Source organism: Kordia zhangzhouensis (assembly GCF_001005305.1).
GTDB lineage: Bacteria > Bacteroidota > Bacteroidia > Flavobacteriales > Flavobacteriaceae > Kordia > Kordia zhangzhouensis.
Genome location: NZ_LBMH01000004.1, coordinates 219,487 through 234,682, shown reverse-complemented (window position 1 = coordinate 234,682; position 15,196 = coordinate 219,487). Strand labels below are relative to the sequence as shown.

Sequence of the window (15,196 nt, the reverse complement as noted above, 5' to 3'; positions counted from 1 at the left end):
GAATACTTTGAATGAAAGTTAAAGAACGTTAAAAAGATGCACTAAAAGATGAACTTTTCTATTTTTGAAAATAACTGAACCAAATAGCTCCTAATGAGAACATATACCTTGTTTATTATAGCAATTGTAACTAGTATATTGCAAAGTGCAGCGCAACAACCCAACAAACTTTCTTCAAATCAGATTTACGAAAAAATACAAAAACTGAATTTCTTAGGTTCTGCTCTTTATATAGCCGCACATCCTGACGATGAAAACACTCGATTGATTGCGTATTTATCAAATAATGTAAAAGCTCGTACTGCTTATTTATCATTGACACGCGGCGATGGCGGACAAAATTTAATTGGTCCAGAAATTAGAGAACAGCTAGGTGTGATTCGTACACAGGAACTGCTAGCAGCTCGCCGTGTAGATGGTGGACAACAATTGTTTACACGTGCCAACGATTTTGGATACTCTAAGCATCCTGATGAGACTCTTTCTATTTGGAATAAAGAAGAAGTATTAAGCGATGTTGTTTGGGCAATACGAAAGTTTAAACCAGATGTAATTATCAATCGTTTTGATCACAGAACGCCAGGCAGAACTCACGGACACCATACAACCTCAGCAATGTTGAGTATGGAAGCTTTTGATCTTGCTGGCGACAAAACAAAATACGCTTCTCAACTTGAAACGTATGACGCTTGGCAGCCTAAACGCTTATTTTTTAATACTTCTTGGTGGTTTTATGGAAGTGAAGAAAATTTTGAAAAAGCTGACAAAAGCAATATGCTAAACTTTGATATTGGTGTCTATTACCCGTTAAAAGGGTTATCTAACAACGAACTAGCTTCTATTGCTAGCAGTCAGCACTTATGTCAAGGATTTGGCCGATTAACTACTCGTGGAACACAACAAGAATATGTAGAGTTTTTGAAAGGTGATTTCCCTGAAGATAAAAACAATATTTTTTCTGGAATTGACACTTCATGGAACCGTGTACAAGGTGGAAAAGCAATTGGAGAAATACTTTATAAAATTGAGCAAAACTTTAATTTTGTCAATCCTGCTTCACATATTCCTGCGTTAATGCAAGCGTATGGTTTCATACAAAACTTAGAAGACGAACACTGGAAAACAATCAAATTAGCTGAAATTGAAACTATTATTGAAGCATGTGCAGGTTTATACATAGAAGCTTCTGCGGCAACACCTAGTACAACTCCAAAATCTACTGTACAAATAAATATTGAAGCGCTTAACAGAAGTAATGCTCCTATAAAGCTTACTTCTATTACCTCTACCACTGATAATACAACTTCTTCAAAAGGAATCTTACTTTTACCTAATACAAAAGAAAACTTTTCTACAACTATCAATATCGCTACTGATCAATTTTCTGCTCCGTATTGGCTAACTGAAAAAGGAACTTTAGGAATGTACAATGTTCCAAATCAACAATTACGAGGGTTGCCAGAAACACCGCGACCTGCTAACATTGTTTTTAATTTAGAAATTGAAGGAAAACCAATACGTATTACAAAACCTGTAGTGTACCGATACTCCAAACCTGACAAAGGTGAATTGTACCAGCCTTTTGAGGTTTTGCCTGCTGTTACTGCTGATTTTAAAGATAAAGTACTTATTTTTTCAAACAAAGAAGCTAAGGAAATTCCGGTAACAATCAAAGCAGGAAAAGACAATATTGAAGGCTACGTTTCTATAAAGCATCCATATAGTTGGAAAGTATTTCCTGCCAAACAAAAACTTTACATAGAACAAAAAGGTGATGAAGTTACCATGATGTTTACCGTCATTCCTCCTGCAACTCAAAGTGAAGGGGTTTTAGTCCCAGAAGTATATATCAATGATAAAAAATATACACAGGCACTAAGTGAAATTGAATACGATCACATTCCAAAACAATCGGTTTTACTTCCTTCTGAAACTAAAGTTGTTCGCTTAAATATCCAAAAAGGAGGACAATATATAGGGTATATTCAAGGAGCAGGTGATGCAATTCCAGAAAGTTTACGTCAAATTGGGTATGATGTTGAAATTATTGATCCAAAAACTATTGATGCAGAATCACTACAAAAATATGATGCCGTAGTTGTTGGTATTCGTGCCTACAATACCGTCGATGAGCTTAAATTTAAACAAAAATATATCTTAGAATATGTAAAAAATGGTGGAAATGTAATTGTTCAATACAATACAAACCGAAGCATTAAAGTAGATGCCCATGAGTTAGCTCCTTATAACTTACAACTTTCAAGAGATCGTGTAACTGATGAAAATGCTACTGTAGAAATTTTAGCAAAAGAACATTCTATCGTTAATTTTCCTAACAAAATTGAGGAAAAAGACTTTGAAGGTTGGGTGCAAGAGCGCGGATTGTATTTTCCTAGTAATTGGTCTTCAGAGTTTACTCCTATTCTATCAATGCATGACAAAGGAGAAACAGCCAAAGAAGGAAGCTTATTGGTTGCAAAATATGGTAAAGGAAACTACATCTACACAGGTTTAAGTTTTTTCCGTGAATTGCCGGCAGGTGTCCCTGGAGCATACAAACTGTTTACAAATATGATTTCCCTAGGGAAATCTCAAATTATCACTAAATCCGAACTTAAAAACTAATCTATGGACTCTGAAAAATTTGTTTGGAAAAAAATGTACTCGGTAATTTTGCTCGCAAACATCGCTTACATTCTCTTTTTTTATATCATCATGAAAATTTTCTCTTAACTTATTGCACATGCTTACATTAGATTGGATTGTATTAATCGGAACCTTACTTGCTATTGTTGGTTACGGAACATGGAAAACCCGCGGAAGCAAGAATTCGGAAGATTATATAAAAGGAGGAAATAGTTCCAAATGGTGGACTATTGGCTTATCTGTAATGGCTACTCAAGCAAGTGCTATTACTTTCTTATCAACCACAGGACAAGCATATAGCGACGGAATGGGATTTGTACAATTCTATTTTGGAGTTCCCATTGCAATGGTAATTATTTGCATGGTATTTATTCCTTTATATCATAAACTCAAAGTATATACCGCCTACGAATTTTTAGAAAATCGCTTTGATCTAAAAACACGTGTGTTAGCTGCTGCTCTATTTTTAGTACAACGTGGATTAGCTGCAGGAATCACTATTTTTGCTCCTGCAATCATATTATCCATTGTTTTGGGATGGAACTTAATTACGTTAAATATCATTATCGGTATCTTAGTAATTATTTACACTGTTTCAGGAGGAACTAAAGCTGTCAGTGTGACACAAAAACAACAAATGTTTGTAATCTTTGCTGGAATGTTTGCGGCATTCTTTATTACTTTAAACTTAATTCCTGAAGACATTTCCTTTACCAACGCTCTTAGTATTGCTGGAGCAAGTGAACGCATGAATGTATTGGACTTTTCTTTTGATTTGGAAAATCGATACACCGTTTGGACAGGAATCATTGGTGGAAGTTTCCTCGCTCTCTCCTACTTTGGTACAGATCAAAGTCAAGTGCAACGCTATTTATCAGGAAAATCAGTAAAAGAAATGCGTTGGGGAATGATGTTCAATGGTTTGCTTAAAGTCCCTATGCAATTTTTTATTTTGCTTGTTGGAATTATGGTGTTTGTTTTTTATCAATTCAACCAAGCTCCTTTAAACTTTATTGACGCTTCTACAGAAAAAGTATTAGCTTCTGAATACAGTGACCAATACAAAACATTGCAAGAGAAACAAACAAATCTGTTTGACAAGAAAAAAGTAGTCAGTTTGCAATTTGCAAAAACATCTCACGAAAGTGACAAAAAAGAATTACTTCGTTTAGATAGTATTGAAAAATCATACCGAGCAGAGTCCAAATATTTAATCAAACGTACGATTGATCCCGAATACGGAAAAAAATATGATGAACTTGCTGAAGAACTAGCCAAACTTGAAGCAACTCCTGAAAGTGAAGCATACAAAGAAAAGAAAGCAGAACTAAAAACTTGGTATAAAGAAGCTGCCAAAGACAGTGAAACAAATGACCGAGACTATATGTTTATTTCATTCATACTAAAGTATTTACCACACGGACTCATAGGTTTATTACTTGCAGTAATCCTATCTGCCGCTATGTCGTCTACAGCTTCAGAAATTAATGCTCTAGCAACTATCACTTCTATTGATTTGTATAAACGAAGTAGAGAAAATACAACTTCTATTCATCCTTCTAAAGATGATGCTCATTATGTAAAAATGACTAAATTATTCACTTTAGGCTGGGGAATTCTTGCCATCATCATTGCTTGTTTTGCAAGTTTAGCAGAAAACTTAATTCAGCTAGTAAATATCATTGGTTCTATATTTTACGGAAATGTATTAGGAATTTTTCTATTAGCATTCTTCTTTAAAAAAGTAAAAGGAAATGCCGTCTTTACTGCTGCAATTATCACACAAATTATTGTAATTATTGTTTGGTGGATTGATCTCATGCCGTATTTATGGTTGAATTTATTTGGCTGTGTATTGGTAATGATGTTAGCTTTTTTAGCACAATCTTTACAAAGAAAAGTTGACTAAAATTAGTATCGCTGTAGGAAAAATTTGGTTGCATACGCAACCTTTTATCGTTTTGAACATCTGTGATATACAACCAAAAAAAAAGTAATGAACAAACTTTCCCAACTTTGTATTGCAATTTTATGTCTAGTGTGTTTTCAAAATTGCGATTCAGACGATTTTGATACCAGAGCAATTCCAAATCCACAAACACAAGAAGATATTTTACGTGATGAAATGTTCATCGCTGAAAACTTTGGTGCACTCACTACGGGCAATTTCTTCGGAACTGTAGAAGATCAATATGGCGTTAAACTTACTAATGTAAACATAACCATAGGAAATACAACTTCTTTAACAGATCGTAACGGTATTTTTTCAATAAAAAATGCAACTGTCTATGAAAAATTTGCATACATCAAAGCTTCCAAAGAAGGCTATATAGACGGCTCTAGAACAGTCATTCCAAATGGTGAAACAAACAGAGTCAAAATCATATTATTTAAAAAAGAAATCATTGCTTCTGTCAATTCAGGTGAATTTTCAACAGTTTCACTGCCTAACGGAACCAAAGTGAACTTTACAGGCGGGTTTGTGAGACAAGACGGTACAACTTACAACGGACAAGTAGATGTTGTGTTACATCACATTGGTCAAAATCCTATACAAACATTCGATCAAATGCCCGGAAGTTTGTTTGGACAAACTGAAGAGAACCAAGCAGTTGGTTTGGAAACGTACGGAATGATGTCTGTTAATTTATTTTCTCCTTCCGGAGAACGCATCAATATCAATGAATTAAACAGAGCTACCCTTGAATTTCCTATAATGAATGACAATGCGCCAGATTTTATTCCTTTGTGGTATTTTGATGAAGAACGCGGTTATTGGAAAGAAGAAGGGCAAGCTGTAAAATTTGGAAACATATATGTTGGAGAAGTAGCTCACTTTACATGGTGGAACATAGATATTGATTTTGAATCTGTAGAATTTTGCTTTACGTTGGCTTCTGGAAATACTACGAATAACGCACCTTATTATGTGCTTATTCAACCAGCAAATTCAAATGCAATGGTCTATGCCGGATTGAATACTTCCTACATCCAAGAATGTGCGCAAATTCCAATAAATGAAGAGATTAGAGTTTCTGTATTTGGTGGCATTGACTCAGAAGCATGCAATACAGCCTTAATTCACGAAGAAATATTGGGAGGTTTTGGTTCAGATACGTCTGTAACAATTGCGTTTCAAGAACAATTCACCACAACTTCCATCTCAGGAATGGCAACCAATTGCAATGGCAATCCGATTACGAACGGTTACATTTACCTGAACAACACCAATACATTTAGTATTACCAATGGAATGATTGATATTGATGTACTTACATGTGCAACAATTATTGAAAATTTAGACATTCAACTATACGATTTAGATACAGGGCAATGGACCATTTTAGAAAATATTCAAATGGATGGAAATCCTATACATATTGGCAACCTGAGTACTTGTACAGATTCTGGAGGCGTTTTTAATGGAGATTTGATTCTTTCTAGCCAGAGTGAAGTGGACAACTTTAGCGCAATTCAGTTTTCTTCCATTAGTGGAAACCTTATTATTGGAGACCCAAATGTAAATCCCGACGCAGCAACGACTACTGATATTACTGATATTAGTGGTTTATCAAGCATACAAAATATTTCAGGCAGACTTGAAATTAAATTCAACAATAACTTACAAAACTTACAAGGTTTAGAACAAATTACGGAAGTGACCAACCTTATTATCCGAGAGAATACCTCAATCACTTCTTTAAATGGATTGAACGGCTTAACAAGTATTCAATACCTTGAAATTTCTGGAAATGACCAGTTAAGCTCTATTTCTCAATTAGGCAATCTGTCTTCGCTTGGCAACACGAGGATTATCAATAATCCTGTATTAGCTTCTTTGAACGGACTTGAGAATATAACCTCTTTAGGAGGAATTATTTTGGGAAATAATCCTATGATAAATGGTTTGCAGCCTTTAAGCAACTTGACCGAGTTGGTAGAATTACACATCAACAACTGTCATGCAATTACTTCTCTCCAAGGAATGGAACAAATTACTGAAATAAGATATCTATTTATTTACAATAATAACGGATTGACAAGCTTAAATGGCTTACAAAATTTAACAAATTTGTTGCCTACTTCGCTTCCTTCTATCGTCATTGGTTCAAGACTCACAGATGTTGGCTCGTATGTTCCAAGTCCAAATAGTAACTTGAGCGATTTTTGTGCATTGCAAAACGTGTTTATAAATGGAAACGGAACGAGTGCCGATGTTCATATTGAGAACAACGCCTATAATCCAACACCACAAGATATTACTGCCGGAAATTGTAGTCAATAACAAAATGTATTTCTCAATAAAAAAGCCTTTCTACAAGTATATAGAAAGGCTTTTTTTATATTTTCTATGTTGAAATTTACTGTGAAAGATCAAAATTATTTACTGCATCCGATATTTCATACCCCAAACGCAGTCCTTCGGTACAATCCATACGCATGTGAACACCTAATGGCAATCGTGAAAAAGCATTCTCTTCTGCCATTTCTGAAAACGTACTGTAAGTTCTAGGAGTTCCTCTAAACTCTGTTCTTCCCTCATGAGAACGATCGGTAAAATCAGTAGCATCTCCAAAATGATGAATAAAAATGCCCGCTGCTGCCGAAGCAAACGAAGAGTGTCCTGACGGATAACTTGGAAACGTAGGATTTGGCCATGAAATATATGGGTATAAATTTGTTTGAAAATTGGGATCAATAAACTCTTGAATGTAAACGCTAGGTCGCATTACCATATATTGATACTTATCTGCCCAAGTAGAAACAGCAGCATCATTCAACGAAAACCCTAGCTTCAACAATAAAACAAGTGCATTTTGATGTGTAACATCGTATTGTTTAATCAATTGGTTGGCAATAGAAATTTGTCTACCTGGTGGACTCATCATGAGTCCTTCAACATCATTTGACCAAAACTCAGCTACCCATAAATCGTCATTTTCTGTTAGCCTAGCCGTTTCACTAGATGTATATACTTCTTCCATCGCCGCGTAATAATTACTAGAAGAATCTTCACTATACAATAATGGTGGCGCAATTGTAGACGTTTCATTTGAAGAAATTACAAAGGTTCGTACCGATGACCAATAGGGAAATAATCCTCTTTCTGCTTCGTGACTATACGTCCAATATCCTTCTCCTACAGGAGGCTCATATGACGTAGGTTGCGGACTTAAAATTTGCGTTTCTGCCTCTATATCTGTCTGACTATATGCAATAACTTGCGCAGCTACATAATTTCCCCATTCTTGAGAGTTTAGTACTACTTCATTACTAATTCCTGAAATAAGCTCATCTTCTTTTTCTTGACGCAAAATTTCAATTTTACTATCAATATCAGGTCTTACATTAATCATAAAATGATCCATTACTGTGGCATAACAACTATTGAGAGCAATGGCTACATTGACATCGGGTTGCCTTTGGGTAAAATCAATTATCAATTCAGCATATCTATCTTTATTAGAAGAATATCCTACCATATCGGTCACACAAACTTCAAAAGCTGCTAAATGTATATATGCTAGTGCACGTGTTGTTGCATTTGGTCGCATTCCTGTTGCATGACGATCTAACTCACACCAAAGCTGATTCCAATCAAGGATAACTTGAGTGGTGACATCTGTTGTTATAGGTGTAATAGGTTGCAATTCGTTATCAATTTGTTCATCTGAACAAGAAACAAACGTAACTATTGCTATAAGTAGAAAAAATAGTTTCCGCAATGGTAGATTCATGTTAGTTAGTTTAATTACCGCATGAAATTAATCTATTTTTAAAAAAATCACTCAAAAACGACGAATAATTTTCAAGTCACATATTTATAAAAAAAGCCTTTCCAAAACAAGTTGAAAAGGCTTTACAAGTTGTAAAAGTATATTTTCAATTACTTAGACCATTCATTGATTGAATCTCTGTTCATTTTTACATAGTCTTTATTTCCAGCATCTTCAGCTAATTTCAATGACTGTTTTGCAATAGAAATCGCTTCAGTTTTGTTCCCCATTTTAGCATAAATCAACGATTTTAAACGTAAATACCAAAAACGTGGTTGGTCACTAGTCATCTCAGTTGCTTTATCAATCCACATTTTTGCTTTTGACATATCTTTTTCTTCTTGCAAATAATATCTTGCTGCTGAAAAATAATCGTTTGCTTGTGGTCCTGCCATCATTTTTTCAATACTAGCTGTTGCTTTTCTATCTGTTGGTACTGCAAAAGGAACAATAACCAACACTTTATCCCAACTAAATTCAATATCTGCTCCTCTGTTTGACAAATTCCCAATGTTGATTGTAAAAGATTCTGTAGCATACGGCATCATATTAACCTGTACTGTTGTTTTTGCTACCACTTTAGAATCATCCCATTCACTAGGTGTTCCCCAATTTGAAGTATCACTATACAATAATACTTCCCAGCTTTTTGCCATTGGTTTAGTGAAAATAGCATACGTTCCCGCTTTTACTGATTTTCCTCCAATAGTTACGTCATCACTGAATGTAATTTTAGTATTTGCATTTGCTCCTGTTCTCCATAACTCTCCATAAGGCACTAAATCTCCAAAGATTTTTCTTCCACGCATAGAAGGTCTTGAGTATTCAACAGTTACATCTGTTAATCCAACTGTTTGCTCAATTTTAGCACTTGGACTTGGTTGAGGCGTTTCTATTTGTGCTTGAACACTAATTCCTGCTGCTAAGAAACATGCCAAAAGTAGTTTTTTCATTCTATTTCGTTATTTAAAGTTTTTGTGGTACGAATTTACGCAGAAACCACATGTGCAAATGTTAACAAATACTTAAAATAAGAAACCGTACTTTTGAATAATGCTGAAATTTTTAGAATAATGAAAAATTACATTGCCGAATTTATAGGAACTTTTTCTATGGTTTTTTGTGGAACAGCTGCTATGGTTGTCAACGACATCACAGGTGTCATAACGCATCCTGGTGTTGCCATTACTTGGGGATTAATTGTAATGGGAATGATTTACGCATTCGCTGAAATTTCAGGAGCTCATTTTAACCCAGCTGTCACAATTGCATTTTCGTACGCAAAAAAATTTCCCACTAAAGAAGTCCCTAAATATATTTTAGCTCAAAGTTTAGGAGCTATTGTAGCCAGTGTATTCGTATTTATATTATGGCCGCAAAGTGAAACGCTAGGAGCTACAATTCCTTCCATTGTTGCATGGAAAGCGTTCATTTTAGAATTTTTATTAACTTTTTTCCTAATGGTTGTTATTATCAATGTATCTACAGGAAGTAAAGAAACAGGAACTATGGCAGGAATTGCTGTAGGTGGAGTTGTATTATTAGAAGCTATGTTTGCGGGGCCTATGACCAAAGCTTCTATGAATCCGGCGCGTTCTCTTGGCCCTGCTTTAATCTCTGGTCAATTAACAGATTTATGGCTTTATATACTAGCTCCTATTTTGGGAGCCCTTGTTGCCGTAGTAAGTTGTAAATTAGTCAAAGACGATCAATGCTGTGATGCAAACTGTTAATTATTAAAATTCAATTTTTTCTCTTCATTGTATACTTTTCTACAAAGAAAAGCTCGCCTTCAATTTTAAGAAAACTTTTTGTTTAATTTTAATTAAAAAAAGTTAAACATTTTGTATTTTTACATAGTTTTAAAATATACATCATGGCGAAGAAAAAAAATATAACTACCGATTTTATAATCACTGCATATATGGATTATGTTCTTGAACACGGAGAACAGCCTAAAAATGTGTATACCTTTGCTAAAGAAAATAATTTTGAAGAAGGAAAATTTTATGCGTTTTATACATCTTTTCAAACTTTAGAAGAAAACATTTTTACCACATTTGGAACCAATACAATAGCGCTTTTATCCAAAAGCGATGAGTTTCTATTATTTGATGCACGAAATAAACTCTTAAGTTTTTACTATACATTCTTTGAACAACTGACTGCCAATAGAAGCTATGTAGTATATAGCCTCACGGCAGAAAAAAAGCCACTACAATCACTTAAATTATTGAAAGGATTAAAACAAGTATTTCAAGATTTCATAAAAAGTTTAGATCTTAAAACGCTAGACCTTAATCAAGAACGATTCGAGAAAATTCAAAATAAGGCCATCGAAGAGTCTGCTTGGATACAATTTTTACTCACACTGAAATTCTGGTTAGATGATTCGTCTCCAAGCTTTGACAAAACAGATCAGTATATTGAAAAATCAGTCAACGCCAGCTTTGATTTAATTGACAATACACCTTTGAAAAGCCTGTTTGATTTTGGCAAATTCATTTTTAAAGAAAAATTTGACATCAAATCCTAATGAAAACAATTGACAAGATTCCTATTGGTAAAATTCAACGCGCAAGCAAATTAGTTGCTACAGGTGCTAAAGTGGGTGTTAATTATCTCAAATATTATGGTGATAAACTCATTAATTCTGAAGAAGAAGCTAAAGAACGTTTAAATGAATCCAACGCAGAAGATATTTATGATGGACTTAAAAGCCTAAAAGGAAGTGCCTTAAAAGTAGCACAAATGCTCAGCATGGAAAAAAACATTCTACCAAGAGCGTATGTAGAGAAGTTTTCATTATCACAATTTTCGGTTCCTCCTTTATCACCTCCATTAGTTATCAAAACATTTAAAAAATATTTTGGCAAAGCGCCAAGTGAGATTTTTGATTCATTCAATTCTACTTCTCTAAATGCCGCTAGCATAGGTCAAGTTCATTTGGCTGAGAAAAACGGGAAAAAACTTGCTGTGAAAATTCAATATCCTGGAGTTGCTGAAAGCATCTCTACCGACTTAGCTCTAGTGAAACCCATTGCTATGCGAATGTTTAACATTACAGGAAAAGGTTCTGACAAATATTTTAAAGAAGTAGAAGAAAAACTCACTGAAGAAACTAATTATTTACTTGAAATAAAACAAAGTAAAGAAGTTTCTGATGCATGTAGACATTTGCCAAATATATTATTTCCAACTTATTATGATTCGCTCTCATCAGAGCGAATCATAACGATGGATTGGATGCAAGGAGAGCATCTTTCTGAGTTTACCGCCAGAAATACCGATCTAAAAACAGCAAACCTATTAGGACAAACTCTTTGGGATTTTTACATGTTCCAAATTCATGAATATCGAAAAGTACATGCCGATCCGCATCCAGGAAACTTCCTAGTTTCGGATGATGGAAAATTGATTGTGCTTGATTTTGGTTGTATGAAAGCCATTCCAGAAGATTTTTACATCCCCTATTTCGAATTGGCAAACAAAGAAACGTTGAATGATTCCAAAATGTTCATGCAAAAATTATATGAATTAGAAATTCTCCGAGAAGATGATTCCGAAGAAGAAATAAGCTTCTTTTCCGAAATGTTTCATGAATTATTAGGACTCTTTACAACACCTTTTAATGTAGATACATTTGATTTTTCAGACGAAGTATTTTTTGGAAAAATAGCAGCTATTGGTGAACGCTATGCCAAAAACACGCAATTGAGAAGCATGAATGGAAATAGAGGTTCAAAACACTTTATATACATGAATAGAACATTTTTTGGACTTTATAATTTGCTTCATGACCTTAAGGCTACAGAGGTAAAAATTAACAATTTTAAAAATTTATAATGCCCCAAATTACACGCAGTGATATTGATCAAATGGACAAATTATATCGAATCAACTTAATAAACAGTTGTGCGGGATATAAATCGGCAAATCTCATCAGCACACAATCAGTTGATGGTTTGACCAATGTCGCTGTGTTTAGTTCTGTAACACATTTAGGCTCTAATCCTCCATTATTAGGATTCATTACCAGACCAGCCGTTGTTCCTCGAAATACTTACGAAAACATCAAAGAAACTGGAAAATATACAATCAATCATATCCATCATAAAATTACCAAAGAAGCACATCATACATCTGCAAAATACCCTAAAGAAATATCTGAATTTGATAAAACGAATTTAGAACGAGAATACAAAGATAATTTTGCAGCACCTTATGTTAAAGGCTGCCCTGTACAAATAGGCATGCAATTCGTAAGCGAATATTTAATTAGAGAAAATGATACAATCTTAATAGTAGGACAAATTGAGCATTTGTATATTCATGATGAACTACTTGAAAATGATGGTTTTATCAATTTGATTAAAGCAGAAACGGCTACAATTAACGGATTGGATGGATATGCTATCCCCAAAAAACACAATCGTTATTCATACCAACGTCCCAAATAAAGCAATATGCGAATTCTACTTACAGGAGCTACAGGATATATAGGCAAACGACTCATTCCTATTCTGCTAGAAATGGGACATTATTTGGTGTGCTGTGTAAGAGATACGCAACGTGTCCCAGAAGAAATCTCAGAACATGGTTCGATAGAACTAATTGAAGTTGATTTTTTAAATGCTGAAAGTTTACGCAACATTCCAACGAATATAGACATTGCCTATTATTTAATTCACTCGATGTCGTCTTCAACACAGTTTGAAAAAATGGAACGTGATTGCGCAATCCATTTTAAAACCTACATGCAAAAGACCAAAGTGCAGCAAGTCATTTATCTTAGTGGAATTGTAAACGACCAACAACTTTCAAAACATTTACAATCACGCAAAAATGTTGAAACACTATTAGCTTCTAACTCGTATGCTTTAACAACATTTAGAGCAGGAATTATTGTTGGAAGCGGAAGTGCCTCTTTTGAGATTATTCGTGATCTTACTGAAAAACTTCCTATCATGATTGCGCCAAAATGGATTAAAACTAAATCGCAACCTATTGCAATTCGAAATGTCTTGGAATATTTGACCAAAGCAATTGGCAACAATCAAGTATATAATCAATCGTACGATATTTTTGGTCCTGATACACTTACGTACAAAGAAATGATTGCACAATTTGCAGAAGTTCGTGGATTACAACGTACCATTATTTCTGTTCCTGTGATGACTCCTAAATTGTCTTCTTATTGGTTGTACTTTATCACCACAACTTCATACAAGTTGGCTAAAAACTTGGTTGATAGTATGAAAGTTGAAGTAATTGGAAAGCCGAGCAATATCAATAAAATATTAGATATTCAACCGATGTCCTACAAAAAAGCGGTTAAAAAGGCTTTTATAAAAATCGAGCAAAATAGTGTAATCTCTAGTTGGAAAGATTCTCTAATTAGCGGTCGTTTTCGTGAAAAAATTTCTCGTTACATTAAAGTACCTGAGTATGGATGTTTTAAAGACATCAAAAAAAGAAAGATTATTGACGAGGAGCAAACTCTTGATAAAATCTGGGCAATTGGAGGAAACAATGGATGGTATTATGCTACTTTTTTATGGAAAATACGAGGCTATCTTGATAAAATGGTTGGTGGTATAGGTTTACGTCGTGGTCGGACGCATCAAACGAAGCTTAGTGCTGGCGATCCTTTAGATTTTTGGCGCGTATTGTATGCCAGCAGAGAAGAAAAACGCTTACTACTGTTTGCAGAAATGCGCCTTCCTGGAGAAGCTTGGCTTGAATTTAAAATAGAGAAAAACTATCTGTGGCAACGTGCTATTTTTAGACCTAAAGGAATTTGGGGGCGAGTATACTGGTATGCAGTATTCCCTTTTCACGGATTTATATTTAGAGGAATGATTAATAAACTTGTTCAAAAAGATGCATAAAAATGAACTCTAAAGGAACAGTAAAAATCAATATCATGCTTTAGACGCAATTCCCGTCTGCATGATAATAAAGCGCATTTTCAATGTGATAGCTTCTGGTAGAAAAACATACAACAACCAATCGAAAAAGAACTTCCTAATGATTGTTAATACCACATATACAAATAAAGAAACCGAAAAATCAATCGATTTATATATTGGAAAACAATTTTCGTGGAGACAACGTATCATGCTTAAAGGTATTGGGTCAAAAAGAATGATTATCAGAGAAATTAGCCCAAAGATGCTACAATGTTTACAAACAACGGCCGATTTAAATTATGGAAGTATTGAATTACGTCCAAAAGGGATTGTGGTTCATATTCACAAAAAACTTACTAGTTATTCTTGGGCTATTCCTTACTATAAATTACATATATATAATACTTCATTTTTTAGCATACATGCAGAAGGCAACTTTGTTCGCTTTGAAAAAAACAAATTATACGCTGAAAACAAATCATTTATCCAAAAATTGAAAACACAAAAAAATACAGTTCTCAACACAACAGAGTATTACGCAGAATGAAACAGCACTTAAATTCAAGACAACTCGATAGAATTATTGAAATGGCATGGGAAGACCGTACTACATTTGATGCTATCGAATTTCAGTTTGGGCTTAAAGAACAAGAAGTAATTGAGTTGATGCGAACCCATATAAAACGTTCGAGCTTTAAACTATGGAGAAAACGTGTTTCAGGACGAAAAACCAAACATCAAAAGAAACGCGCTTTCATTCCTGGTCGTTTTAAATGTTCTCGACAACGCTCCATTAGCAATAATAAAATTTCCAAAAGGTAACTCATCGAATATTTGTTTAATATTTTGTTAAAAAACATA

At 34.3% G+C, this 15,196-nt stretch carries 12 protein-coding genes; 10 read left to right on the top strand and 2 right to left on the bottom strand.

What is annotated here, in order from left to right:
* The first annotated feature begins 93 nt into the window (after positions 1 to 93).
* The 3 genes from AA088_RS07700 (at position 94) to AA088_RS07690 (ending at position 6,931) form a co-directional block, all read left to right on the top strand.
* The gene (locus AA088_RS07700) at positions 94 to 2,625 is read left to right on the top strand and encodes a PIG-L family deacetylase (RefSeq protein ID WP_046744382.1); all 2,532 of its coding nucleotides are present in this window, start codon (positions 94 to 96) and stop codon (positions 2,623 to 2,625) included.
* A gap of 118 nt (positions 2,626 to 2,743) precedes the next feature.
* Positions 2,744 to 4,555 (top strand): sodium:solute symporter, encoded by a 1,812-nt coding sequence (locus AA088_RS07695; protein WP_046744381.1) that lies wholly within the window; start codon positions 2,744 to 2,746, stop codon positions 4,553 to 4,555.
* An 87-nt stretch (positions 4,556 to 4,642) separates the two neighbouring features.
* Positions 4,643 to 6,931: a leucine-rich repeat domain-containing protein gene (locus AA088_RS07690; RefSeq protein WP_156168480.1), complete on the top strand. Its 2,289-nt coding sequence runs from the start codon at positions 4,643 to 4,645 to the stop codon at positions 6,929 to 6,931.
* Between the two features lie 76 nt (positions 6,932 to 7,007).
* Here AA088_RS07690 and AA088_RS07685 read toward each other — a convergent pair whose 3' ends face one another.
* Positions 7,008 to 8,384 carry a vanadium-dependent haloperoxidase gene (locus tag AA088_RS07685; RefSeq protein ID WP_046744379.1) on the bottom strand — a complete coding sequence of 459 codons (1,377 nt, stop codon included), beginning with the start codon at positions 8,382 to 8,384 and terminating at the stop codon, positions 7,008 to 7,010.
* A 149-nt stretch (positions 8,385 to 8,533) separates the two neighbouring features.
* Positions 8,534 to 9,376, bottom strand: coding sequence for a DUF2911 domain-containing protein (locus AA088_RS07680; protein WP_046744378.1), 843 nt, complete (start codon positions 9,374 to 9,376; stop codon positions 8,534 to 8,536).
* Positions 9,377 to 9,496: 120 nt separating this feature from the next.
* Here AA088_RS07680 and AA088_RS07675 point away from each other — a divergent pair, with 120 nt between their 5' ends.
* The 7 genes from AA088_RS07675 to AA088_RS07645 all read left to right on the top strand — a co-directional run bounded on the left by AA088_RS07675 (position 9,497) and on the right by AA088_RS07645 (position 15,157).
* A complete protein-coding gene (locus AA088_RS07675) occupies positions 9,497 to 10,156 on the top strand; it encodes an MIP/aquaporin family protein (RefSeq protein ID WP_046744377.1) in 660 nt (219 codons plus the stop codon).
* Between the two features lie 143 nt (positions 10,157 to 10,299).
* Complete coding sequence (locus AA088_RS07670) at positions 10,300 to 10,959, top strand: TetR family transcriptional regulator C-terminal domain-containing protein (RefSeq protein ID WP_046744376.1); 660 nt, start codon at positions 10,300 to 10,302, stop codon at positions 10,957 to 10,959.
* A complete protein-coding gene (locus AA088_RS07665; RefSeq protein WP_046744375.1) occupies positions 10,959 to 12,269 on the top strand; it encodes an ABC1 kinase family protein in 1,311 nt (436 codons plus the stop codon). The genes AA088_RS07670 and AA088_RS07665 overlap by 1 nt, the downstream gene beginning before the upstream one ends.
* Positions 12,269 to 12,883 (top strand): flavin reductase family protein, encoded by a 615-nt coding sequence (locus tag AA088_RS07660; RefSeq protein WP_046744374.1) that lies wholly within the window; start codon positions 12,269 to 12,271, stop codon positions 12,881 to 12,883. The genes AA088_RS07665 and AA088_RS07660 overlap by 1 nt, the downstream gene beginning before the upstream one ends.
* A 6-nt stretch (positions 12,884 to 12,889) precedes the next feature.
* Positions 12,890 to 14,314 carry an SDR family oxidoreductase gene (locus tag AA088_RS07655; protein ID WP_046744373.1) on the top strand — a complete coding sequence of 475 codons (1,425 nt, stop codon included), beginning with the start codon at positions 12,890 to 12,892 and terminating at the stop codon, positions 14,312 to 14,314.
* A gap of 61 nt (positions 14,315 to 14,375) precedes the next feature.
* A complete protein-coding gene (locus AA088_RS07650) occupies positions 14,376 to 14,882 on the top strand; it encodes a hypothetical protein (RefSeq protein WP_241483395.1) in 507 nt (168 codons plus the stop codon).
* Entirely contained in the window at positions 14,879 to 15,157 is a 279-nt protein-coding gene (locus AA088_RS07645; protein ID WP_046744372.1) for a TIGR03643 family protein, read from the top strand. Before AA088_RS07650 ends, AA088_RS07645 begins: the two co-directional genes overlap by 4 nt.
* The last annotated feature ends 39 nt before the right edge of the window (positions 15,158 to 15,196 follow it).

Excerpts from the sequence above, each read along its gene's own strand:
- AA088_RS07700 (WP_046744382.1), top strand. The coding sequence starts at position 94 with ATGAGAACATATACCTTGTTTATTATAGCAATTGTAACTAGTATATTG.
- AA088_RS07695 (WP_046744381.1), top strand. The coding sequence starts at position 2,744 with ATGCTTACATTAGATTGGATTGTATTAATCGGAACCTTACTTGCTATT.
- AA088_RS07690 (WP_156168480.1), top strand. The coding sequence starts at position 4,643 with ATGAACAAACTTTCCCAACTTTGTATTGCAATTTTATGTCTAGTGTGT.
- AA088_RS07685 (WP_046744379.1), bottom strand. The coding sequence starts at position 8,384 with ATGAATCTACCATTGCGGAAACTATTTTTTCTACTTATAGCAATAGTT.
- AA088_RS07680 (WP_046744378.1), bottom strand. The coding sequence starts at position 9,376 with ATGAAAAAACTACTTTTGGCATGTTTCTTAGCAGCAGGAATTAGTGTT.
- AA088_RS07675 (WP_046744377.1), top strand. The coding sequence starts at position 9,497 with ATGAAAAATTACATTGCCGAATTTATAGGAACTTTTTCTATGGTTTTT.
- AA088_RS07670 (WP_046744376.1), top strand. The coding sequence starts at position 10,300 with ATGGCGAAGAAAAAAAATATAACTACCGATTTTATAATCACTGCATAT.
- AA088_RS07665 (WP_046744375.1), top strand. The coding sequence starts at position 10,959 with ATGAAAACAATTGACAAGATTCCTATTGGTAAAATTCAACGCGCAAGC.
- AA088_RS07660 (WP_046744374.1), top strand. The coding sequence starts at position 12,269 with ATGCCCCAAATTACACGCAGTGATATTGATCAAATGGACAAATTATAT.
- AA088_RS07655 (WP_046744373.1), top strand. The coding sequence starts at position 12,890 with ATGCGAATTCTACTTACAGGAGCTACAGGATATATAGGCAAACGACTC.
- AA088_RS07650 (WP_241483395.1), top strand. The coding sequence starts at position 14,376 with ATGATAATAAAGCGCATTTTCAATGTGATAGCTTCTGGTAGAAAAACA.
- AA088_RS07645 (WP_046744372.1), top strand. The coding sequence starts at position 14,879 with ATGAAACAGCACTTAAATTCAAGACAACTCGATAGAATTATTGAAATG.